The organism is Nocardioides perillae, from assembly GCF_013409425.1.
GTDB classification, from domain to species: domain Bacteria; phylum Actinomycetota; class Actinomycetes; order Propionibacteriales; family Nocardioidaceae; genus Nocardioides; species Nocardioides perillae.
This window is the reverse complement of sequence record NZ_JACCAC010000001.1, coordinates 3,281,807-3,302,751: the sequence shown is the minus strand read 5'-3', so window position 1 is coordinate 3,302,751 and position 20,945 is coordinate 3,281,807. Positions and strand designations below refer to the sequence as shown.

The window sequence follows — 20,945 nt, the reverse complement described above, 5'->3', positions numbered from 1 at the left end:
GGATGGAGCCATGCTCGACGCGCTGCTCTCCCACCCGGTCGCCGGCTCGCTGCTGACCCGCCTCGTGGTCCTCGCCGACGAGGTGGTCGAGGGGCCGGAGCCCGAGGACGTGAAGGCCGGCTGGGGCGCCTTCGCCCTGTTCATCCTCGGGATCGCCGCCGTCGTGCTCCTCAGCTTCTCGCTCGTCAAGCAGCTGCGCCGCGCGCAGCAGGCCCGCGACGCGGGCGTCTACGGCGACGTCCCGACCGACCGCGGCGGCCCGGCGGACGGCTCGCCCGAGGGTCCCGCGGCCGGCCCCGCCGGCTCCGGTCGCACCCCCCGGGGTGAGGGCCCCGATTTGCGCGACTGACGAGGTCTTGCTGGCATAGGGCCCCATGTCCACGACGACCCCCGCCGCCGTGCTCGCCTCGGGCCTGACCTCGCTCCTGCTCGCCGCCTCGCTCCTGAGCGGCGCCACCGCCTCGCCGGCGCGCTCCGCCACCGCGGACCCCAGCCCCACGGCGACGGCGACCCCCAGCCCCACCGCGACCCCCACCGCGACCCCCACCGCGACCCCCAGCCCCAGCCCCACCTCGAGCCCCGCCGCGACCGCGTCCCCCTCGCCGACGCGGACCGCGGCACCGGCGACCCGGCCGCGCCGTCCCCGCGCGGCGCAGTTCCAGATCGCCACCTTCAACCAGCTCGGCAGCCAGCACACGCGCGGCAGCCGCCGCTACGCGCCGGGCACCCGCCGGGCCGCGATCACCGCCGGCCTGGTCCGCGACCGCGGCATCGAGGTGGTGGGCTTCCAGGAGGTCCAGAGGGACCAGCTGCGCGTGCTGCGCAAGCGCCTCGACGGCTACCGCGTGTGGCCGGGTCGCCGCCTGGGCAACCAGGGCGTGCGGCTGCAGATCGCGTGGCGCACGAAGCGCTTCGAGAAGCTCTCGCACGGCCACATCACCACCACGTTCGACCGCCAGCGCCGCCCGATCCCCTTCGTGCAGCTGCGCGAGCGCCGCTCGGGCGTGCGCTTCTACGTCATCGACATCCACAACTCCCCGCGCGGGCAGGAGGCGGCCCGCGACAGCGCCACCCGCAAGCAGGTGCGCCTGGTCAAGCGGCTGCGGCGCACCGGCCGCGCGGTGTTCATCCTCGGCGACGCCAACGAGCGCCGCGAGTTCTTCTGCCGCTCGGCCCGCGCCGCCGGGCTGCGCGCGCCCAACGGTGGTCGGGTCACCGCCCGCGGCTGCCGCCCGCCGAAGCACGCGATCATCGACTGGATCATGGGTGACGGCCGCATCGACTTCCGCGGCTACCGCCAGTCGCGCGGCCCCCGCGTGCGCCGGGCCTCCGACCACCACTTCGTGCAGGCGACCGTGCGGGTGGCGCGCCCCCGCCGCTGACGGCGACCACCGGGCCCGGGCCGGGGCCGGCGCGGGACCTTCGTCCCCGCCGAGCCCCCGGCCGGGCAGCGGTCGCGGACGCCGACACCGACGCCGCGCCTGCGTTGTTATCCTTGCCCGGTGCGCCGCCCCGACGACGGGTCGCGCCCGGCACCGCACGGCTCGCACCGCGCACCCCGGGAGACCCGCTCCACCCCCCTCGGCCTGACCTCCGGTCTGGTCGCCGTCCTGGCGACCGCGGTGGCGCTGCTGGTGGCCTCGCAGTGGCCGACGATCACCGCGACGCCGGTCGGGGCCGACGTGCCGGCGGGGGTCCTCGCCGGCGAGCGCGCGACCACCTCCCGCTCGCAGGTGCGCAGCGAGGCCGGCGCCGCGGGGACCACCACGACGACCACGACGGCCGAGGCGCGGGCCGGGATCAGCTTCCCCGCCTACCGCCTGGCCCCGCGCCCGGCGCCGCTGCGGCGCAAGCCCGGCACGACCGTCGCGGGAGCCCCGAAGCGGGTCGTCCCCGGCCTCGTGCTCGAGCGCGCTCCCGTCGAGCCCGTCCCCGTCCCCGGCGAGGCCTTCTCCTACCAGGTCGGCACCTTCAACGTGCTCGGCAGCCAGCACACCCGCGGCAGCAGCCGCTACGCCTCCGGCACCACCCGCGCCGGCTACGTCGCCGACCTGGTCCGCAGCCGCGGCGTCGACGTGATCGGCCTGCAGGAGGTGCAGGACGACCAGCTCGCCGTGCTGCGCAACCGCCTCGGGGGCTACGGCAACTGGCCGGGCCAGGCACTCGGCGGCAACGGTCAGCGGCTGCAGCTCTTCTGGGACGCCGGGCAGTTCGAGTTCGTCGAGGCCTACTCCTTCGACACCACCTTCGACCGCCAGCGACGTCCGATCCCGGTCGTCAAGCTGCGCCACCTGGCCTCCGGCTCGGAGTCGTGGCACATGGTCGTCCACAACTCACCGCGCGACCAGGAGGCCGACCGCGATGCCGCGACCGGCACCGAGATCGCGCAGCTCAACTCCCTGCGCGCCTCCGGGCTGCCGGTCTTCGTCGTGGGCGACATGAACGAGAAGGAGGAGTGGTTCTGCCGCGTCGGCAGCGCCACCGGCCTGCAGGCGGCCAACGGCGGCTCGACCTCCGGCGGCTGCGTGCCGCCCCCGCGCCCGCTGCGCATCGACTGGATCATGGGCGGTGGCGGCGAGCAGGCCTCGCTGTCCTGGTCGGGCTACGTGCGCGACACGTCGGCGCAGGTGCAGCGCACCAGCGACCACGACTTCCTCTACGCCACGGCGACGGTCACCCCGCTGGTGGCGCCGGCCTCCTGAGCTGCACCAGGCAGTCCCACGCGGTCCGCTCCGGCTCGCCGCGGTGCGGATCGGCCGCTGGCCCACCGCTGGACGCGCCGACCGTGCGCGCCACGCGCCCGGCCCGCACCACGTCGTACGCCGTGGGGTCGAGGTCGGCGAGCACGTCCTCGGCGCGGTAGAGCACGGCCGGGTCCTGCGGCCCGCCCGTGCCCTCGGCGAGGTTGCTGCTGTCGTGGGCGACGACCAGCAGCGTGCCTCCCGGCGCCAGTGCGGAGAACGCCCGCCGCACTGCCTCGCCGCGGGCGGGGGCGGCGAGCTGGAGATAGCACAGCACGACGAGGTCCAGCGGCGCCTCGGCCTGCCACCGGGTCGCGTCGTCGACCCGTGCGGCGACCCGGTCGGCGAGACCGCGGCGCTCGGCCAGCGCGCGGGTCTTCTCGACCGCGACGGCGGAGAAGTCCAGCGCGGTCACCGACCAGCCGCGCTCGGCCAGCCACGCCGCGTTGCGGCCCTCGCCGCACGCGACGTCGGCCGCCCGGCCGGGCGGGAGGTCGGTGCACGCCTGCGCCACGAAGACGTTGGGCTCGGCCGACCAGACCTGCGCCGACGCGGCGTAGCGCGCGTCCCAGGCGGCCGCGTCCACCGGTCCGTCAGCCCTGCTGACCCTGCTGCTGCGCCACCTGCGCGTGCACCTCGGCCATGTCGAGGTCGCGGACCGCGGTGATGAGCTGCTCGAGGCCGGCGGGCGGGAGCGCACCGGGCTGCGAGAAGACGAGCACCCCCTCGCGGAAGGCCATGAGCGTCGGGATGGAGGTGATCTGCGCGGCCGCCGCGAGCTGCTGCTGCGCCTCGGTGTCGACCGAGCCGAAGGCGACGTCGGTGTGCTGCTCCGAGGCCGCCTCGTAGGTCGGCGCGAACTGCCGGCACGGCCCGCACCAGCTCGCCCAGAAGTCGACGAGCAGGATGTCGTGCTCGCGCACGCTCGCCTCGAAGTTCTCCGCGGTCAGCTCGAAGGTGGCCATGCGTCCACCGTACGGGTGGTGGGGCGGCGCGCGCCGCCCCCGTTGACTGGCCCGGTGGAGAGCGGAGCGGACAGGCAGGTGGACAGCCGGACCGACGGCGGGGTCGCGGGCGAGGGGCCCGAGGCCGCGGCGCCCAGCCGCGCCCGCGTGCTCGGGGCCGGCATCTCCTGGTCGGCGCGCTGGACCGTGCGCTGGCTCGTGCTCGTCCTCGGGGTCGTGGTGCTCGGTCGGGTGGTGGCCTACCTCTGGCCGGTCGTGCTCCCGGTCCTGCTCGCGCTGCTCCTCGCGACGGTGCTGGTGCCGGTCGCCCGCCTGCTCGAGCGGCGCCTCCGCGTGCCCCACGGCGCGGCGGCGGGCCTGGCCGTGCTCGCGCTCGTCGCGGTGGTCGTCGGCGGCAGCGTGCTGCTGGCGCCGTCGATCGGCGCCCAGCTCGCGGAGGTTGCCGAGAGCGCCTCCGACGGGCTCGAGGAGGTCGAGCAGTGGGTGGTGCAGCAGAGCCGCTTCGAGGTCACCCGCGACCAGGTTGAGCAGGCGGTCGACGCCGCCCAGGAGCGGCTCCGCTCCAGCGCCGCCAGCATCGCCTCGGGCGTGCTGGTCGGCATCAACGTGGTGACCTCGGCGCTGGTCACCACCGTCCTGACGCTGGTGCTCGCCTTCTTCTTCGTCAAGGACGGTCACCGCTTCCTGCCCTGGCTCGGCCACGTCACCGGCCCCCGCGTCGGCGGCCACCTGCACGAGGTGGGGGAACGCGCCTGGGCGACGCTCGGCGGGTTCATCCGCACCCAGGCGCTCGTCGGCCTCATCGACGCGGTGCTCATCGGCGCCGGGCTGCTCGTCGTGGGCGTGCCGCTGGCGCTGCCGCTGGCCGCGCTGACCTTCGTCGCGGCCTTCGCCCCCATCGTCGGCGCCATCACCGTCGGCGCGCTCGCCGTGCTGGTCGCGCTGGTCACCGAGGGCTGGGTGAGCGCGCTGGTCGTGCTCGGCATCGTCGTGGTCGTGCAGCAGCTCGAGGGCAACGTCTTCCTGCCCTGGCTGCAGGGCCGCAGCCTGCGCCTGCACTCCACCGTCGTGCTGCTCGCGATCGTCCTCGGCTCCAGCCTGTACGGCGTGGCGGGCGCGTTCCTCTCCGTCCCCGTCGCCGCAGTGGTGGCGGTCGTGCTGCGCTACCTCGACGAGCAGGTCACGGTGCGCACCTCGGGCTAGGGTTCGCCGCGTGAGGAGCGTGGAGGAGCACCAGCGCGTCGTGCGCGGGCTGCTCGGCAGCACCCCGGTCACCTCGTCGCCCACCGCTGCGGCCGTGGGGCGCGCGCTGGCCGACGACGTGCGGGCCCCGGTGCCGCTGCCCGGCGCCGACAGCAGCTCGATGGACGGCTACGCCGTGCGGGCCGCCGACGTCGCCGCAGCCGCGGCGGGCGCCCCGGTGGTGCTGCCCGTGGTCGACGACGTCCCCGCGGGTCGGGTCGACGTGGCACCGCTCGAGCCGGGCACGGCGCAGCGGATCATGACGGGCGCGGTGCTCCCGCCCGGGGCCGACGCGGTCGTGCCGGTCGAGGCCACGGACCGCGGGCGCGACCGGGTCGCCGTGCACGAGCCGCGCGAGCCCGAGGCCCACGTGCGGCGCACCGGCTGCGACGTCGCCGTCGGCGACGTCGTGCTGCCGCGCGGCACCCGGCTCGGGTCGGCGCAGCTGGGGCTGCTGGCGGCCCTCGACGTCGCCACCGTGCCCGTGCACGCGGCACTGCGCGTGCTCGTGGTCTCGACCGGCTCCGAGCTGGTCGCACCCGGGCAGCCCGCGGCGCCGGGCCAGGTGCACGACGCCAACAGCACCCTGGTCGCCACGACCCTGCGCGAGGTCGGCGCCGACGTCCGGGTCGCGCAGTTCGTGGCCGACGACGTCGAGGCGTTCCTCGCGCTCCTCGACGCGGAGACCGCGCCGGTGGGCGGTGCGGGCGATGCGGGCGGTGCGGGCGGTGCGGGCGTCGACCTGGTGGTCACGTCGGGCGGGGTGAGCGAGGGCGCCTACGAGGTGGTCAAGGACGGGCTCACCGCCGCGGGCCGTGGCGGCGAGGTGGAGTTCACCAAGACCGCGATGCAGCCCGGCATGCCGCAGGGTGCGGGCCGCTACCGCGGCGTGCCCGTCGTCTGCCTGCCCGGCAACCCGGTCAGCGCCTTCGTCTCCTGCGAGGTGCACCTGCGCCCCGCCGTGCTCGCCGCGCAGGGCCACGCCGTCACGTCCCGGCCCCGGGTGCGGCTCACCCTCGCCGAGCCGCTGCGCTCGCCGGCCGGCAAGCTGCAGCTGCGCCGCGGCCGCGCCGACCTCGCCGCCGGCACCGTCCGCCCGCAGGGCGAGGCCGCCTCCCACTTCCTAGGCGCGCTGGCGCTGGCCGACTGCCTCGTCGTGCTGCCCGAGCACGTCACCGAGGTCGCGGCGGGGGAGCAGGTCGAGGTCTGGCTGCTGGTCTGAGACCGGCGCCCGGCGACCGGCGGTCCTCCGGTCGCACCTGCGTCGCCATCCCCCTGACGGGACCGCTCCTGCGGCTGTAGGGTGGGTGGCATGCCGCACCTGAGGATCCGAGACGCAGCCACCTTCCTGGGCGTCAGCGACGACACCGTCCGCCGCTGGGTCGACCAGGGCGTGCTCGACGCCGGGAGCGACGAGGCGGGTCGCAAGGTGCTCGACGGCCGCGCCGTCGCGGCCCTCGCCCGCGACCACGCCACGCCCCCGGCGCCGCCGACGGGGGTGGCAAGCTCGGCGCGCAACCGCTTCGTCGGCCTCGTCACCGAGGTCACCGTCGACACGGTCATGGCGCAGGTCGAGCTGCAGTGCGGCCCCTTCCGGGTCGTGTCGCTCATGAGCAGCGAGGCGGTCCGCGAGCTCGGCCTGGAGCCGGGCGTGGTCGCCGTCGCGACCGTGAAGTCGACGCAGGTCGTCGTCGAGACCGCCGGCGGCACGGCGTGAGGGCGCTGCGGCGTGGGTCCGCCTCGGTGGCGCTCACGCTCGGCGCCGCCCTGCTCGCGGCGTGCAGCGGCGGGGACGAGCAGGTGCTGACCGTGGTGGCCCCGGCGTCGGCAGGCGAGGTGTTCGCGACGCTGGCGGAGGAGTTCGAGGAGCAGGAGGGCGTCGAGGTGCGGCTCTCGGTGGCCGGCTCGGCCGACCTGGTCGCCCAGGTGCAGCAGGGCGCCCCGGTCGACGTCGTCGCGACCGCCGACGAGGCCGCGATGGCCGGGCTGGTGGAGGACGCGCTCGTGGGGGGAGCGCGGGTCTTCGCCACCAACTCGCTGGCGCTCGCCGTGCCGGCGGGCAACCCGGCCGGCGTCACCGGTCTCGCCGACGTGGCCGAGGGCGGTGACGCCCGGCTCGTCACCTGCGCCCCGCAGGTGCCGTGCGGCGCGCTCGCGCAGCAGGTCGCCGACGCGGCCGGCGTCGCGCTGGCGCCGGTCAGCGAGGAGGGCGCCGTCACCGACGTCCTCGGCAAGGTCACCTCCGGCGAGGCCGACGCCGGCCTCGTCTACGTCACCGACCTGCTCGAGGTCGGCGAGGCGGTCGAGGAGGTCCCGCTCCCGGAGGCCGCCGCGCTCGTCAACCGCTACCCCGTGGCGGTCGCGACCGGTGCGCCCGAGCCCGAGCTCGCCGAGCGGTTCGTCGCCCTGCTGCTCTCCGCCGACGGCCGTCGACTGCTCGGCCGGGCGGGCTTCGGCACGCCGTGAGCCCCGGCCCCGGGGGGACGGGCCTGCCGCGGTGGACCTGGGCGCCGGCCGCGCTGGGGGCAGCGTTCGTCCTGCTGCCCCTCGCGGCCATGGTCGCCCGCGTCGACTGGGCCGCGCTGCCGTCCCTCGTCACCTCGCCGGCCGCCCTGTCCGCGCTCGGGCTGAGCCTGCGCACCTCGGCGGCCGCCACCGTGCTGTGCCTGCTCCTGGGCGCGCCGATGGCCCTGGTCCTCGCGCGCACGACCTTCCGCGGCCAGGGCGTGCTGCGCTCGCTGGTGCTGCTCCCGCTCGTGCTCCCGCCGGTGGTCGGCGGCATCGCGCTGCTCTACACCTTCGGCCGGCGCGGGCTGCTCGGCGGCACCCTGGAGGTGCTGGGCCTCGAGGTCGCCTTCACCACCGCCGCGGTCGTGCTGGCGCAGACCTTCGTGTCGCTGCCCTTCCTCGTGGTCAGCCTCGAGGGGGCGCTGCGCACTGCGGGGGAGCGCTACGAGCAGGTCGCGGCCTCGCTCGGCGCCGCGCCCGGCACGGTCCTGCGGCGGGTGACGCTGCCGCTCGTGCTGCCCGGGCTGGTCTCCGGGTCGGTGCTCGCCTTCGCCCGCTCGCTCGGCGAGTTCGGTGCCACGCTGACCTTCGCCGGCAGCCTGCAGGGCACCACGCAAACGCTGCCGCTGCTGATCTTCGTGCAGCGCGAGTCCGACGCCGACGCCGCCGTCGCCCTCTCGCTGGTGCTCGTCGTGGTCGCCGTGCTCGTCATCGGCACCGCCCGGCAGGGCCGGGGGAGCGCCCTGTGACGCGCCGCGGACCCGCGACCAGCCCCGTGGCCGTCCCTGCGACCGGTCTGCAGGCACGGGTCGTCGTGCCCGAGCGCGGCGTGGACGTGGCGCTCGACGTCGCCGCCGGCAAGACCGTCGCGCTGCTGGGCGCCAACGGTGCCGGCAAGTCCACCCTCCTCGCCGCGGTCGCCGGGCTGCTGCGGCCGGCCGCGGGCGAGGTGGTGCTCGACGGCCGCCCCCTCACTGTCGCGGCACGCGGCCGCACCTCGACGTGGGTGCCGCCTCACGACCGGCGGGTCGCCACCCTGGCCCAGGACCCGCTGCTCTTCCCGCACCTCTCGGCCCGCGACAACGTCGCCTTCGGCCCGCGCGCCGCCGGCACCCCCCGCCGTACGGCCCAGCGCCAGGCCGCCCGCTGGCTCGCCGAGGTGGGGGTGGAGGACCTGGCCGACCGCCGACCGGCGGCACTGTCGGGTGGGCAGGCCCAGCGGGTCGCGCTGGCCCGGGCACTGGCCGCCGACCCGTCGCTGCTGCTGCTCGACGAGCCGATGGCGGCGCTCGACGTCGCGGTGGCGCCCGCGCTGCGCCAGGTGCTGCGCCGGGTGCTGGCCGCGCGCACGGTGCTCGTGGTGACCCACGACGTGCTCGACGCGCTGCTGCTGGCCGACTGGGTGGTGGTGCTCGAGGCCGGCCGGGTGGTCGAGGCCGGCGCGACGACCGACGTGCTCACCCGCCCGCGCAGTGCCTTCGCCGCCCGGATCGCGGGCCTCGACCTGGTCGCGGGGCGGTGGCGGGGCGGGGCGGTCGAGACCGCCGACGGGAGACGCGTCGTCGGGGAGCCCGACCCGGCCGACGGCCCCCCGGCCGAGGGCGAGGAGGTGGTCGCGGTCTTCCGGCCGACCGCGGTCGCGGTGCACCGCGACGCACCCGGCGGCAGCCCCCGCAACGCCCTGCCGGTGGTCGTCACCGACGTCGAGCCCCACGGCGACCGGGTCCGGCTGCGGGCCGGCGACCTGGCTGCCGAGGTGACGGTGCAGGCCGCGGCCGAGCTCGACCTCGCGCCGGGCGACCGGGCGCTCTTCGCCGTGAAGGCGACCGAGGTCGCCGTGCACCGCCGCCGGTGACGCGCCCGTCCGTCCGGCGACGCCGAGGCAGGCAGGCGGGCAGGCGTGCCTCAGGCGTCGAGGCGGGCGAGCACCGCGGCCGTGACCTCGCCCAGGGCCGTCACCTGGGCAGGCGTGAGCGCGTCGAAGACGAGGGAGCGCACGAGGCGCACGTGGTCGGGGGCGGCGGCCTCGATCGCGGCGCGGCCCGCGGGGGTCAGCACCACGAAAGCGCCGCGCCCGTCGTCGGCGCACTCCTCGCGGGCCACGAGGCCGCGGCCCTCCATGCGGCGCAGGTGGTGCGAGAGCCGGCTGCGCTCCCACTGCAGCGCCTCGGCGAGGTCGCCGACCCGCAGCCGCGCCGCGCTCGTCCCGTCTGCGGTGGCGGCGCCTCCCGCGTCGCGCACCGTGGGCGCGTCAGCGTCGGGGAGCGTGTCGGTCAGCCGCACCAGCACGTCGAAGTCGGGCAGCGAGAGGCCCGTGCCCTCCTGCAGCTGCCGGTGCAGCGCCGCGGGCAGCCGGGCGCTGACGGCCAGCCACTGCCGCCACACGCGCTGCTCGTCGTCGTCGAGCCAGGGTCCGGGTGCGGTCACGAGGCGAGCCTACCGGAATAGTTGATGCGTCATGTAACTTGAGCGTGTGACCGCCCCGTCATCCCCAGGAGGCAGACCATGAGCACCGTGCAGCTCACCCCCAGCGTCGACGTGCGCCGTGCCGCCGACCGCTTCAGCACCCAGGTCGGCTGGTTGGACTCGCACCACTCCTTCTCCTTCGGCCACCACTACGACCACCGCAACACCCACCACGGGCTGCTGATGGTCAACAACGACGACGTGGTCATGGCCGGCACCGGCTTCGACACCCACCCGCACCGCGACATGGAGATCGTCACCTGGGTGATGGAGGGCTCGCTGGTGCACCAGGACTCCACCGGCCACAACGGCGTCATCTACCCCGGACTGGCGCAGCGGATGTCGGCGGGCCGCGGCATCCTGCACTCGGAGAAGAACGACTCGTGGCGCCTCGGTGGCGAGACCCACCAGGACCCGGTCCACTTCGTGCAGATGTGGGTCGTCCCCGACTCCTCCGGCGTGCAGCCGGGCTACGAGCAGCTCGAGATCGACCACGAGCTGCTCTCCGGCGGCCTCGTGACCGTCGCCTCCGGCATGCCGCAGCACGCCGACGCGACCGCGATCCGCATCCAGAACCGCTACGCCGCGCTGCACGTCGCCCGGCTGCAGCCCGGCGGGTCGGTCGAGCTGCCCGACGCGCCCTACCTCCACCTCTTCGTCCCCCGCGGTGCCGTGACGCTCGAGGGCGCCGGCGCGCTGGAGAAGGGCGACGCCGTGCGGTTCACGGCCACCGGCGGTCAGCGGGTCACCGCGACCGAGCCCGCCGAGGTGCTGGTGTGGGAGATGCACGCCGGCATCGCCGCCTGACCCCGCCAGCCCACCAGTCCCGCCGGCCCCCGTTCCCACCGGCCCCACCGGCCCCGCCGGCCCGACCAGCCCCAGCCCCTGACGCACTCCCCAGGAGGAGCCGTGACCCAGACCGACGTCGACCTCGAGGCGGTGGCCGCCGCACGCGCCCGGATCCGGGAGGCGCACCTGCGCCCCGCCGGCGAGCGGCCCGCGTCGACCGCGCGCGGGCTGCACCACACCGCGCTGGTGAGCAGCGACGTGGAGCGGACCGTGCGCTTCTACCAGGACCTGCTCGGCTTCCCGCTCACCGAGCTGATCGAGAACCGTGACTACCCCGGGTCGTCGCACTTCTTCTTCGACATCGGCCACGAGAACCTGCTGGCCTTCTTCGACTTCCCCGGCCTCGACGTCGGGCCCTACGCCGAGGTCCTCGGCGGGCTGCACCACGTCGCGATCTCGGTCGACCCGGCGCGGTGGGAGGAGCTCGTGGCCCGCCTGACCGAGGCCGGTGTCGAGCACGTCGTGCACAGCGGGGTGTCGGTCTACTTCACCGACCCCGACGGCGCGCGCATCGAGCTGATCGCCGACCCGCTGGGGGAGATGTACGGCGAGCAGGTGCTCTGAGCGTCCAGGCTCAGCTGCAGCGGGCGACCGCGTCGCCGACGACCCGGGCCCAGGTCTGCTCGGCCGGCGGGGTCTGGTGGACGCCGTCGATGAGCAGCCAGCGGTGCTGCGCGGCCAGGGCGCGCCAGTCGGCCACGCAGCGGCGACCGCCCTCGCGGGCGAGCTCGCGCATCCAGGTCGCGTAGCGCGTCGCACGCTCGGCCTTCACCCGCGCGTTGCGGGTGGTGTCGGCGCGGGGGTCGCGGTAGGGCGTGACGAAGACGAGCGGCACGCCGCGGGGCACGAGGGCGGCGGCCCGGCGGTAGGAGTCCTTGGTCCAGCGGCGCGCGGTGTTGGTGCCGAGGGCGACCACGACGGCGTCCGGGGTGCTGCTGCGCAGGTGCGCCCGCAGCAGCCAGGGCAGCTCGAGGACGCTGCGGCCGCGCACGCCGTCGATCGTCCACGACGGGTGCGCCGCGGCGAGCTCGGAGCGTCCGCGCCAGGTGAGCGAGTCCCCCAGCACCAGCACGCGGCTCTCGTCGACGGCCCCCGCCACCCGGGTGGCCGGGGCGGTCGAGGTGGCCGGGGCGGCGGCGTCGGCGCGGGCACCGAGCACCAGCTGAGCACCGAGCAGCGGCGCGACCAGCGCGACGAGCAGCAGCAGGGCCGCAGCCGGCGACAGGGGCGCGGACAGGGGGGCGGGGCGCGCAGCAGCGCTGCCGGGGGTGGTGGCCCGAGGCATGGCGGATCTCCGACGCGGGCGGTCGGGTGCTCCGGTCGACCGGGCCCGCGCCGCTCGACGTCGGTAGTGAACGGCATCCGCGGCCCCGACCTGAGCCAGATCGGTCCTCCTGCGGTGGACCTGAGGGTGATCTTGTGCGCGTCCCCGGTCACACCCGGGGTCCTGGTGGTGTCGAGGGCGACCCGCAGGGGGACCATGGGGGCGTGACCGCACCTTCCCGCAGCCACCTCCTCCGCGGGGCCGCCGGCCTCCTCGTGCTCGTCGGCCTGGCCGTCCTCACCTGGGCCGGCTGGTCCGCCTCGCCGTTCTACGCCCCCTTCGACCCGCGCCACCCCTGCCTGGTGGACGGCCTGTGCGACCCGGCGGTGGTCGATGAGGCCCAGCGCACGTGGTGGACCCGCACCGCGGTCGCCGGGGTGCTGGTCGCGGTCGGCGTCGTGGTCGCGGTGCTCTCGCGGCCGGGCCGGGCGGCCCCCGAGGCGGGTGCGCCCGAGGTCGGCCGCCGCCCGCGGAGCCTGGCCCGGCGCGCGGTGGCGGCCGGCCTCGTCGTCGGGGGGCTCACCGCGCTCGGAGCGCTGCCGCTGACCCTCGCCACCCTCGCCGCGCCTCAGCTCGGCGTCGCCGTCGCCGCCTGGCTGGTGCTGTCGCAGACGTGGGTCCTCGACTGGTGGGCCGCCTCCGCCGGCCCCCTCGCGACCCGCCCGCGTGCCCGGCTGGCGGGGGCGGCCGCGGTCGCCGGCACCGCGTGGCTCGCGGGGGTCGCGGTCGCCGTGCTGGTCGGTCGCGACCTCCTCGTCGGCGACGAGGGGGTGCCCGTCGACGGCCTCGTGCTGGCGCTGCTCGCCCTGGTCGTGGTCGACGGCCTGGTCGCGGGTCTGCTGGCCGCCGCCCTGCTCGCGCTGGCCGGCCGCGGCGCGCAGCCCACGGCGTACGCCGGGTCGGTGCCGAGCCCGCGCCGCGACCGGGACCACGACCGGGACGACCGCCGGGACCACGGACGGGATGTCGACCGTGGTGCCGGGCGCGGCGAGGCGGGGACCGCGTCGCGGCGTCGCGGCGCCGCAGGGGATCAGCGCAGCGAGTAGGTCGCCAGCGAGACGCCGACGTAGTGGGCCACGAAGGCCAGGATCGTCAAGGTGTGGAAGACCTCGTGGAAGCCGAACCACCGCGGGGACGGGTCGGGCCGCTTGAGGCCGTAGACCACGCCGCCGAGGGTGTAGAGCACGCCCCCGGCGGCCACGAGCACGAGGCTGGCGATGCCGATCCCGAGGCCGACGGTGTCGACGCCGCCGGCGAACGCCGGGACGAAGAACACCGCGGCCCAGCCGAGCGCGATGTAGATCGGGGTGTAGAGCCACCGCGGCGCGTCGGCCCAGAAGACGCGGAAGAGCACTCCCAGCACCGCGCCCGTCCAGACGATCGACAGCAGCAGCACCTCGTCGCGACCCTCGAGGAAGATGAGCGTGAACGGCGTGTAGGACCCGGCGATCAGCAGGAAGATGTTGGAGTGGTCGAGACGCCGCAGCACCGCCCACGTGCGCGGTGACCACGTGCCGCGGTGGTAGACCGCGGAGACGGTGAAGAGCACCAGCGCCGAGGCGATGAAGACCGTCGAGCCGATGCGGGTCGTCGTCGTCGGCGACAGGGCGATGAGCACGATGCCGGCGACGAGGGTGAGCGGGGCCGTGGCCAGGTGCAGCCAGCCGCGCAGGTGGGGCTTGACCTCGTCGACCAGCTCTCGGAGCTGCTCGCCCGCCTCCTGCCGCAGGTGCGAGGCGCGGGAGTCCATGGGCCACAACCTACCGCACCGTAGGTCGGGGTCGGCGGGTCGTCGGGAGCCTGCCGGGGGTGGTGCGCGGGCGGCTCCCGGCGGGCGTGGATCGGCGTAGCATGCGCGGGTGGCCGACTGGAGGAACGGTGTGCGCCGGGTGCTCTACCCGGCCTACGAGGCGCGCATGCTGCGCCGGATGCCGACCGACCGGCTGCCCCAGCACGTCGGGGTGATGCTCGACGGCAACCGTCGCTGGGCGCGCACCGTCGGCATGGACACCGCCCACGGCCACCGCGCCGGCGCCGCCAACATCGAGCCGCTGCTCGGGTGGTGCGAGGAGGTGGGCATCGAGGTCGTCACGCTGTGGCTGCTCTCGACCGACAACCTCAACCGTCCCGCCGACGAGCTCGAGCCGCTGCTGGCGATCATCGCCGACGCGGTCGACGCCCTCGCCGAGACCGGCCGGTGGCGGCTGCACCCCGTCGGCGCCCTCGACCTGCTGCCGGCCGCGACCGCGGCGCGCCTCAAGGCCGCGCAGGAGGCCACGCGCGAGACCGACGGGATGCTCGTCAACATCGCCGTGGGCTACGGCGGGCGCCGCGAGATCGCCGACGCCGTGCGCTCGCTGCTGCTCGAGCACGCCGAGCGGGGCACCTCGCTCGAGGAGCTGGCGCAGACCCTCGACGTCGACCACATCGCCGAGCACCTCTACACCAAGGGCCAGCCCGACCCCGACCTGGTGATCCGCACCTCGGGGGAGCAGCGGCTCGGCGGCTTCCTGCTGTGGCAGAGCGCCCGCTCGGAGTTCTACTTCTGCGAGGCCCTGTGGCCCGACTTCCGCCGCGTGGACTTCCTGCGGGCGATGCGGGCCTATGCGCACCGCGACCGCCGCCACGGCGTCTGAGCCCCCGCGGGACCTGCCACCCGGGCGTTCACCGGCCCGCCGCCTCGCGGCCGGGCGTGTCGCGCGTTGCCGGTGGCTGCGCGGCGTACCGTCCGAGGGACCGGCGGGTGGGGAAGCCCGCTGCACCAGGAGGCCCGTCCGTGGACGCTCACGACCGCTCAGCAGGTCCGGGGGGCGCCGCGCGCCGCCCGGTGCCGCCGCTGCGCGGGAGCCGGCACCCCGGCGGTCGGGTCACCCGGTCCACCAGCGTCGACTGAGGCCGGGCGCGGGTGCGCGTGCGACCTCGTGAGGGGATGACCGCGTTGAGCACCACGTCGACCAGCAAGGCCCGCGTCCGCACCTACGTCCTCGACACCAGCGTCCTGCTGGCCGACCCCGGGGCGCTGCGGCGCTTCGAGGAGCACGAGGTCGTCCTCCCCGTCGTGGTGATCACCGAGCTCGAGGGGAAGCGCCACCACCCCGAGCTCGGCTTCTTCGCCCGCACGGCTCTGCGCACCCTCGACGAGATGCGGGTCGAGCACGGCCGCCTCGACCAGCCCGTGCCGGTGGGGGAGCACGGCGGCACGCTGCGCGTCGAGCTCAACCACACCGACCCCAGCGCGCTGCCGTCGGGCTTCCGGCTCGGCGACAACGACACCCGCATCCTCGCGGTCGCGCGCAACCTCGCCGACGAGGGCTTCCGCGTCACCGTGGTCTCCAAGGACCTCCCGATGCGCATCAAGGCCTCCGCGGTCGGCCTCGACGCGCAGGAGTACCGCGCCGACGCCGTCCACGAGTCCGACACGGGCTACACCGGCATGGCCGAGCTGGAGGTCGCGGGCGTCGACCTCGACGAGCTGTACGACGACGGGGTGCTCGACCTGGACCAGGCCCGCGACCTGCCTTGCCACACCGGCCTCGTGCTGGTCTCCGAGCGCGGCACGGCGCTCGGCCGCGTCGGACCCGACAAGCAGGTGCACCTGGTGCGCGGCGACCGCGAGGCCTTCGGGGTGCACGGCCGCTCGGCCGAGCAGCGCATCGCGCTGGAGATGCTGCTCGACCCCGAAGTCGGCATCGTCTCGCTCGGTGGCCGCGCGGGCACCGGCAAGTCGGCGATGGCGCTGTGCGCGGGCCTCGAGGCCGTGCTCGAGCGCGGGCAGCACCAGAAGGTCGTGGTCTTCCGGCCGCTCTTCGCCGTCGGTGGGCAGGAGCTGGGCTACCTGCCCGGCTCCGAGCAGGAGAAGATGTCGCCCTGGGGGCAGGCGGTCTTCGACACCCTGGGAGCGCTCACCTCGCGCGAGGTGGTCGAGGAGATCCTCGAGCGCGGCATGCTCGAGGTGCTCCCGCTGACCCACATCCGCGGCCGCTCGCTGCACGACTCCTTCGTCATCGTCGACGAGGCGCAGTCGCTGGAGCGCAACGTGCTGCTGACCGTGCTCTCGCGCATCGGCGCGGGGTCGAAGGTGGTGCTGACGCACGACGTCGCGCAGCGCGACAACCTGCGGGTCGGTCGCCACGACGGCGTCGTCGCGGTCGTCGACAAGCTCAAGGGCCACCCGCTCTTCGCCCACGTCACACTCACCCGCTCCGAGCGCTCGCCCATCGCGGCGCTGGTCACCGAGGTGCTCGAGCACGTGACCCTCTGAGTCGCCGCGGGCCGCACCCGCACCGCCGCCCCACGGGCTCGTGCACTGAGGGTCGCGGTGGTGCGGGAGGGGCCGACAGGTCTGGCGGGGCTCGTGTGGCGGCGCGCGGCGACGTGTGCCGGATCACCTGTGCGGATGGGTTTGCACCTGGTGGGGGCGTCAGGCATGGTGGCCGCTGGCCCCCTGCCCCCGACCCAGTGAGCCCTCCCCTGTGCCTCAGCGTGAGAAGTACGTCCCGAAGCACCGCTCCGCCCCCGCCCGTCCCCAGCCGGCCCAGGCCACGCGTGCTGCCGTGCGCAGCGGCCTGGTGTGGTCGACCGTCGCCGTCGCGGCGACCGGCACGACGATCGGCAGCGGCGTCCTCGCCGGCGACCCGGCGTCCTCGAGCACGCAGGACCTCGGCGAGACCCTCGCCGCATCCGCGACGCTGAGCGAGCCGCAGTCGATCGAGCTGCCCGAGCGCGAGACCCCCGTGTCGCGCTCGGACCGCCGCGGCGAGGAGGACCCCGCGAAGGCCGCGGCCCTCGGCCCCGTCGAGGCCGAGGCCGTCACGGGCAGCCAGGACCTCTCCGACGCCGACCCGCGCGACGTCGCCCGGGCCTTGCTCCCGCAGTACGGCTTCTCCGCCGACCAGTTCGGCTGCCTCGACTCGCTGTGGGTGAGCGAGAGCGACTGGCGCGTCGACGCCGACAACCCGGTCTCCTCGGCCTACGGCATCCCGCAGGCGCTCACCGGTGGCACCCACGACGACCTGCCGGCCGACTACATGACCAACCCGGTCTCGCAGATCGAGTGGGGCCTCGGCTACATCCGCGACGCCTACGGCTCCCCGTGCAGCGCGTGGAGCTTCAAGCAGGCCAACAACTGGTACTGACCCGCGGCGCGTGGCCTGGCGGCGTACGACGGGTGCTGCGGGCGCGCTCGGGGCGGCGGCCGGTCAGCGGGCCGACGTGCGGTCGACCACCGACGGTCGGCCAGCGGGGCGACGGGTGGTCAGCGGGCCGACGGGCGGTCGCGGCCGGTCATGGCGTCCACGTCCAGCGCCGCGTCGAGCTGCTGCTCGGTGAGCTCGCCACGCTCCACGAAGCCCATGGCGAGCACGGTCTCGCGGATGGTGGCGCCGTCGGCGAGGGCCTGCTTGGCGATCTTCGCGGCGGTCTCGTAGCCGAGGTGCCGGTTGAGCGGCGTGACGACCGACGGCGAGCTCTCGGCGTAGCGGCGCATCTGCGCCGCGTCGGGCTCGAGACCGGCCACGCAGCGGTCGGCGAGCAGGCGTGAGGCGTTGGCGAGCAGCCGGACGGACTCGAGGAGGTTGCGCGCCATGACCGGCATCATCACGTTCAGCTCGAAGGTGCCGGAGGCCCCCGCGTGCGCGATGGCGGCGTCGTTGCCGACGACCTGCGCGCAGACCATGAGCACGGCTTCGGGGACGACGGGGTTCACCTTGCCCGGCATGATGCTCGAGCCCGGCTGCAGGTCGGGCAGGTGCACCTCGCCGAGGCCGGCCGTCGGGCCGGACCCCATCCAGCGCAGGTCGTTGCAGACCTTCGTGAGGCCGACCGCGATCGTGCGCAGCTGGCCGGACAGCTCGACCAGTGCGTCGCGCCCGCCCTGGGCCTCGAAGTGGTCGCGCGCCTCCGTGAACGGCAGTCCCGTGTCGCGCGCGAGCTCGTCGATCACCGCGTCGGCGAACCCGTCGGGGGTGTTGATGCCGGTGCCGACCGCGGTGCCGCCGAGCGGTAGCTCGAGCACGCGCGGCAGCGTCGCCTCGAGGCGCTCGACGCCGCGGCGGGCGATGGCGGCGTAGCCCCCGAGCTCCTGGCCCAGCGTCACCGGGGTCGCGTCCATGAGGTGGGTCCGGCCGGCCTTGACCAGGTCGGCGAAGGCGCCCGCGCGGTCCTCGAGCACCTCGGCGAGGTGCTCCAGCGCGGGGCGCAGCTGGTCGGTGACCGCGAGCGCGGCGGCGACGTGGATCGAGGTGGGGAAGGTGTCGTTGCTCGACTGGCTGGCGTTGACGTGGTCGTTGGGGTGCGCCTCCACCCCGGCACGGGCGGCGAGGGAGGCGATGACCTCGTTGGCGTTCATGTTCGACGAGGTGCCGGAGCCGGTCTGGAAGACGTCGACCGGGAACTGGTCGAGGTGCTGGCCGGCGACGACCTCCGCGGCGGCCGCCTCGACCGCGGCGGCGACCTGGGGGTCCACCACGCCGAGCCGCCCGTTGACCCGCGCCGCTGCCGCCTTCACCCGCGCCATCGCCTGGACGTGCACGTCCTCGAGCCGGGCGCCGCTGATCGGGAAGTTCTCGACCGCCCGCTGGGTTTGCGCACGCCACAGCGCGTCGGCGGGCACCCGGACCTCTCCCATCGAGTCGTGCTCGATCCGGTACGCCGTCTCCTCGCTCATGGCTCGACGGTAACCAGCCCGCCGTCGGCCTACGCGGCACGGCGGCGCTCCGGTCGAGCTGGTCGAGCAGCGAGCCCTGGGCGAGCGTGTCGAGACTGCCGAGGGGTCGCGCGCTGGGTACGTGTCGAGGGGTCGCGCGCTGGGCACGTGTCGAGGGGTCGCGCGTTGGGCTCGCGTCGAGGGTCACCGGCTGAGCTCGTCTTGAGGGGTCACGCGCTGCACACACGCTGAGGGGTCACGCCCTGCACACGCGCCGAGGGGTCGCGCGTGGGGCTCGCGTCGAGAGGTCGCGGGCGTTGGGCTCGCGTCGAGGGGTCGGGCGTTGGGCATGCGCCGAGGGGTCGAGCGCTGGGCACGCGCCGAGGGGTCACGCCCTGCACACGCGCCGAGGGGTCACGCCCTGTACACGCGCCGAGGGGTCACTGGCTGGGCTCGCGTCGAGGGGTCGCGCGTCGGGCTCGCGTCGAGGGGTCGCGCGTTGGGCAGGCGCCGCGGGGTCGCGCGCTGGCAGCGGGCTGGTGGTCTAGGGGGCCGGCGGCCCGTGCCGAATCGGACCGTTCGCACAGCCATGCGCGGGTGCGCGGTGTCGGGCGGTGTGGGTGGGTCTGGTGGCGTCGCCTCGGCTCAGGTCCGTATGGGTCGGGTGCGGGCGAAGGTGACGCGGTGGCGGTGGTAGGTGGTCTCGTAGGCGGGGTCGTGTGCGCGGGCGTGGTGTCTGGGGCAGAGCAGGTAGCCGTGGGCGAGGTCGGTGCGTCCGCCTGCATGCCAGGGGGTGCGGTGGTGGGCGTGGCACATCGAGGGTGGCCAGTCACACCCGTCGGCGGTGCACCCGCCCTGCAACCGCGCGAGGGCGAGGCGTTGGGTCTTGGTGAAGTAGCGCCGGGTGCGTCCGACGTCGAGGGGCTGCGACGCACCACCGAGCACGACGGGCACGATCCCGGCGCCGCACGCCCACAGGCGGGCTTTCGCGGCGGTGATGCGGGTCCCGGTCGACAACGTGGCCGGTGCGTCGGCGCCGGGGCCGGTGGCGGTGAGCTGCGCGAGGTCGAGGGTGACGGTGACGGTGGCGTCGACCCCACCGGCTTGCACCCCAGTAGCCGGTGCTGCGTGGCCCTCGGCCCGGCGTCCGCCGTGGCGGGTGCGGATGTACTCGCAGAACGCCTGCCCGCGCCGTAGCGGTCGGGGGACCCGGTTGCCGTGGTGATCGGTTGGGATCGGCTCGGTGCCGTGGGTGGCGTGGTGGTGTCGGGGTGCGGTGAGTGCGTCGAGGGCGGTGGCGAGCATGTCGGCTTCGGCGGCGGGGATGGTGAACCGGCCGTGGGCCTTGCCGTGGCCGTCGCGGGTCAGCGTGAACGACGCTGCCGCGGCGGCTGCTGCTTCTTCACGCTCGAGACGTTCGCGTTCCACGTCGTCGGCGATCTCGGGGGCGACGACGTCGAGGATCCGGTCACCGAGCCGTTTCAGCTCAACCGCGTCGAACGAGCCGGCCAACTGGAGGAGGTGGGCGCGGGCAGCGTCGACCACCTCCACCCCGACCCAGTCGGCCGGCAGGGCGTCGACGGCCTTGCAGATCACTTCGGCCTGCTCGGGCAGCACCACCCCAGCGGCCATCGCCGCGAGCACGGTGCCGTGACGTGCCTCCAGCGCGGCGGCGTGGCGCACCAACGTCACTGACTTGGCGCGGGTCTGGTGGGTCAGCTTGGCCCAGTGCGCCCCGGTAGAGGTCGCGCCCGTGGCGTCACCGACACCCGCCCGGTCAGCGGCAGCAACGGTGGTGAGCTCGAGGGCCGACAGGCGGGCACGACACTTGGCGAGCTCGACCAGGGCGGCCTCTGCCTCGCTGGCGGTCAGTGACCAGGTCGGCGTACCCGCGGCGTGGTCGAGGTCGGTGTCGAGGCAGGCCAGCGCGGCCAGCAGCGGGTGCTGCGGTGCGTGGTCGCGGTGGTCTGTCATACCCCCTACTCAACCACCTGCCACCGACAGTCCCGCGCGCCTCGAGAACCGCCCGGATCGCCCTGTGGAGAACGGATCCACGACGGTCGCCTGTGGACGGGAAGTGGCGCAGACCAGGCTCTGCCAGCCAGCCCGGGGCGGCCTCTGCGGGCCTCCCCGGACGACCCGAGCGCCCCAGCGCGTGACCCCTCGACACCAGCGCAGCGCCTGACCCCTCGGCGCGAGCGCAGCGT

22 protein-coding genes are annotated in these 20,945 nt (G+C 75.5%); 15 read left to right on the top strand and 7 right to left on the bottom strand.

Features of this window, described 5'->3' with window-relative positions:
- Positions 1–10 precede the first annotated feature (10 nt).
- From BJ989_RS15545 to BJ989_RS15535, 3 genes are all read left to right on the top strand, one after another.
- Positions 11–349, top strand: a complete 339-nt coding sequence (locus tag BJ989_RS15545; protein WP_179518980.1) for a hypothetical protein — start codon at positions 11–13, stop codon at positions 347–349.
- A gap of 25 nt (positions 350–374) precedes the next feature.
- Positions 375–1,382: an endonuclease/exonuclease/phosphatase family protein gene (locus BJ989_RS15540; protein ID WP_179518979.1), complete on the top strand. Its 1,008-nt coding sequence runs from the start codon at positions 375–377 to the stop codon at positions 1,380–1,382.
- Between the two features lie 120 nt (positions 1,383–1,502).
- Positions 1,503–2,702 (top strand): endonuclease/exonuclease/phosphatase family protein, encoded by a 1,200-nt coding sequence (locus tag BJ989_RS15535; protein ID WP_179518978.1) that lies wholly within the window; start codon positions 1,503–1,505, stop codon positions 2,700–2,702.
- Here BJ989_RS15535 and BJ989_RS15530 read toward each other — a convergent pair.
- Together BJ989_RS15530 and BJ989_RS15525 are read right to left on the bottom strand one after the other, a co-directional pair.
- Complete coding sequence (locus tag BJ989_RS15530) at positions 2,674–3,327, bottom strand: methyltransferase domain-containing protein (RefSeq protein ID WP_179518977.1); 654 nt, start codon at positions 3,325–3,327, stop codon at positions 2,674–2,676. The genes BJ989_RS15535 and BJ989_RS15530 overlap by 29 nt on opposite strands.
- Positions 3,328–3,334: 7 nt before the next feature.
- Positions 3,335–3,706 carry a thioredoxin family protein gene (locus tag BJ989_RS15525; protein ID WP_179518976.1) on the bottom strand — a complete coding sequence of 124 codons (372 nt, stop codon included), beginning with the start codon at positions 3,704–3,706 and terminating at the stop codon, positions 3,335–3,337.
- Positions 3,707–3,784: 78 nt separating this feature from the next.
- On the opposite strand from BJ989_RS15525, the gene BJ989_RS15520 reads away from it, so the two are divergent.
- From BJ989_RS15520 to BJ989_RS17885, 6 genes are all read left to right on the top strand, one after another.
- Entirely contained in the window at positions 3,785–4,909 is a 1,125-nt protein-coding gene (locus tag BJ989_RS15520; protein ID WP_343049422.1) for an AI-2E family transporter, read from the top strand.
- Between the two features lie 10 nt (positions 4,910–4,919).
- A complete protein-coding gene (locus BJ989_RS18915; protein ID WP_179518974.1) occupies positions 4,920–6,170 on the top strand; it encodes a molybdopterin-binding protein in 1,251 nt (416 codons plus the stop codon).
- A 90-nt stretch (positions 6,171–6,260) separates the two neighbouring features.
- Positions 6,261–6,665, top strand: coding sequence for a TOBE domain-containing protein (locus tag BJ989_RS15510; RefSeq protein WP_179518973.1), 405 nt, complete (start codon positions 6,261–6,263; stop codon positions 6,663–6,665).
- Between the two features lie 26 nt (positions 6,666–6,691).
- Positions 6,692–7,414: a molybdate ABC transporter substrate-binding protein gene (gene modA, locus BJ989_RS15505; protein WP_343049421.1), complete on the top strand. Its 723-nt coding sequence runs from the start codon at positions 6,692–6,694 to the stop codon at positions 7,412–7,414.
- Positions 7,411–8,205 (top strand): ABC transporter permease, encoded by a 795-nt coding sequence (locus BJ989_RS17890; RefSeq protein WP_343049420.1) that lies wholly within the window; start codon positions 7,411–7,413, stop codon positions 8,203–8,205. The genes modA and BJ989_RS17890 overlap by 4 nt, the downstream gene beginning before the upstream one ends.
- A gap of 26 nt (positions 8,206–8,231) precedes the next feature.
- Positions 8,232–9,311: a sulfate/molybdate ABC transporter ATP-binding protein gene (locus BJ989_RS17885; RefSeq protein WP_343049419.1), complete on the top strand. Its 1,080-nt coding sequence runs from the start codon at positions 8,232–8,234 to the stop codon at positions 9,309–9,311.
- Between the two features lie 50 nt (positions 9,312–9,361).
- Here the strand turns inward: BJ989_RS17885 and BJ989_RS15490 are convergent, their stop codons facing one another.
- The gene (locus tag BJ989_RS15490) at positions 9,362–9,883 is read right to left on the bottom strand and encodes a MarR family transcriptional regulator (protein WP_179518971.1); all 522 of its coding nucleotides are present in this window, start codon (positions 9,881–9,883) and stop codon (positions 9,362–9,364) included.
- Positions 9,884–9,961: 78 nt separating this feature from the next.
- On the opposite strand from BJ989_RS15490, the gene BJ989_RS15485 reads away from it, so the two are divergent.
- Complete coding sequence (locus tag BJ989_RS15485; RefSeq protein WP_179518970.1) at positions 9,962–10,729, top strand: pirin family protein; 768 nt, start codon at positions 9,962–9,964, stop codon at positions 10,727–10,729.
- Between the two features lie 102 nt (positions 10,730–10,831).
- On the top strand, positions 10,832–11,335 hold the full coding sequence (locus BJ989_RS15480) for a VOC family protein (RefSeq protein ID WP_179518969.1): 504 nt from the start codon (positions 10,832–10,834) through the stop codon (positions 11,333–11,335).
- Between the two features lie 10 nt (positions 11,336–11,345).
- Here the strand turns inward: BJ989_RS15480 and BJ989_RS15475 are convergent, their stop codons facing one another.
- Positions 11,346–12,056 carry an SGNH/GDSL hydrolase family protein gene (locus tag BJ989_RS15475; RefSeq protein WP_179518968.1) on the bottom strand — a complete coding sequence of 237 codons (711 nt, stop codon included), beginning with the start codon at positions 12,054–12,056 and terminating at the stop codon, positions 11,346–11,348.
- 203 nt (positions 12,057–12,259) lie between these two features.
- Here BJ989_RS15475 and BJ989_RS15470 point away from each other — a divergent pair, with 203 nt between their 5' ends.
- Complete coding sequence (locus BJ989_RS15470; protein WP_179518967.1) at positions 12,260–13,141, top strand: hypothetical protein; 882 nt, start codon at positions 12,260–12,262, stop codon at positions 13,139–13,141.
- Here the strand turns inward: BJ989_RS15470 and trhA are convergent.
- A complete protein-coding gene (trhA, locus tag BJ989_RS15465) occupies positions 13,126–13,845 on the bottom strand; it encodes a PAQR family membrane homeostasis protein TrhA (protein WP_179518966.1) in 720 nt (239 codons plus the stop codon). The two genes, BJ989_RS15470 and trhA, sit on opposite strands and share 16 nt — an antisense overlap.
- A gap of 109 nt (positions 13,846–13,954) precedes the next feature.
- Here trhA and BJ989_RS15460 point away from each other — a divergent pair, with 109 nt between their 5' ends.
- From BJ989_RS15460 to BJ989_RS15450, 3 genes are all read left to right on the top strand, one after another.
- Positions 13,955–14,731, top strand: coding sequence for an isoprenyl transferase (locus BJ989_RS15460; RefSeq protein WP_179518965.1), 777 nt, complete (start codon positions 13,955–13,957; stop codon positions 14,729–14,731).
- Positions 14,732–15,024: 293 nt separating this feature from the next.
- Positions 15,025–16,356: an RNA 5'-3' helicase PhoH2 gene (gene phoH2, locus BJ989_RS15455; RefSeq protein WP_179518964.1), complete on the top strand. Its 1,332-nt coding sequence runs from the start codon at positions 15,025–15,027 to the stop codon at positions 16,354–16,356.
- 211 nt (positions 16,357–16,567) lie between these two features.
- Complete coding sequence (locus BJ989_RS15450; protein WP_179518963.1) at positions 16,568–17,230, top strand: aggregation-promoting factor C-terminal-like domain-containing protein; 663 nt, start codon at positions 16,568–16,570, stop codon at positions 17,228–17,230.
- Positions 17,231–17,349: 119 nt separating this feature from the next.
- Here the strand turns inward: BJ989_RS15450 and BJ989_RS15445 are convergent, their stop codons facing one another.
- Positions 17,350–18,759 carry a class II fumarate hydratase gene (locus BJ989_RS15445; protein ID WP_179518962.1) on the bottom strand — a complete coding sequence of 470 codons (1,410 nt, stop codon included), beginning with the start codon at positions 18,757–18,759 and terminating at the stop codon, positions 17,350–17,352.
- 624 nt (positions 18,760–19,383) lie between these two features.
- Positions 19,384–20,712 (bottom strand): HNH endonuclease signature motif containing protein, encoded by a 1,329-nt coding sequence (locus BJ989_RS15440; protein WP_179518961.1) that lies wholly within the window; start codon positions 20,710–20,712, stop codon positions 19,384–19,386.
- Positions 20,713–20,945 lie beyond the last annotated feature (233 nt).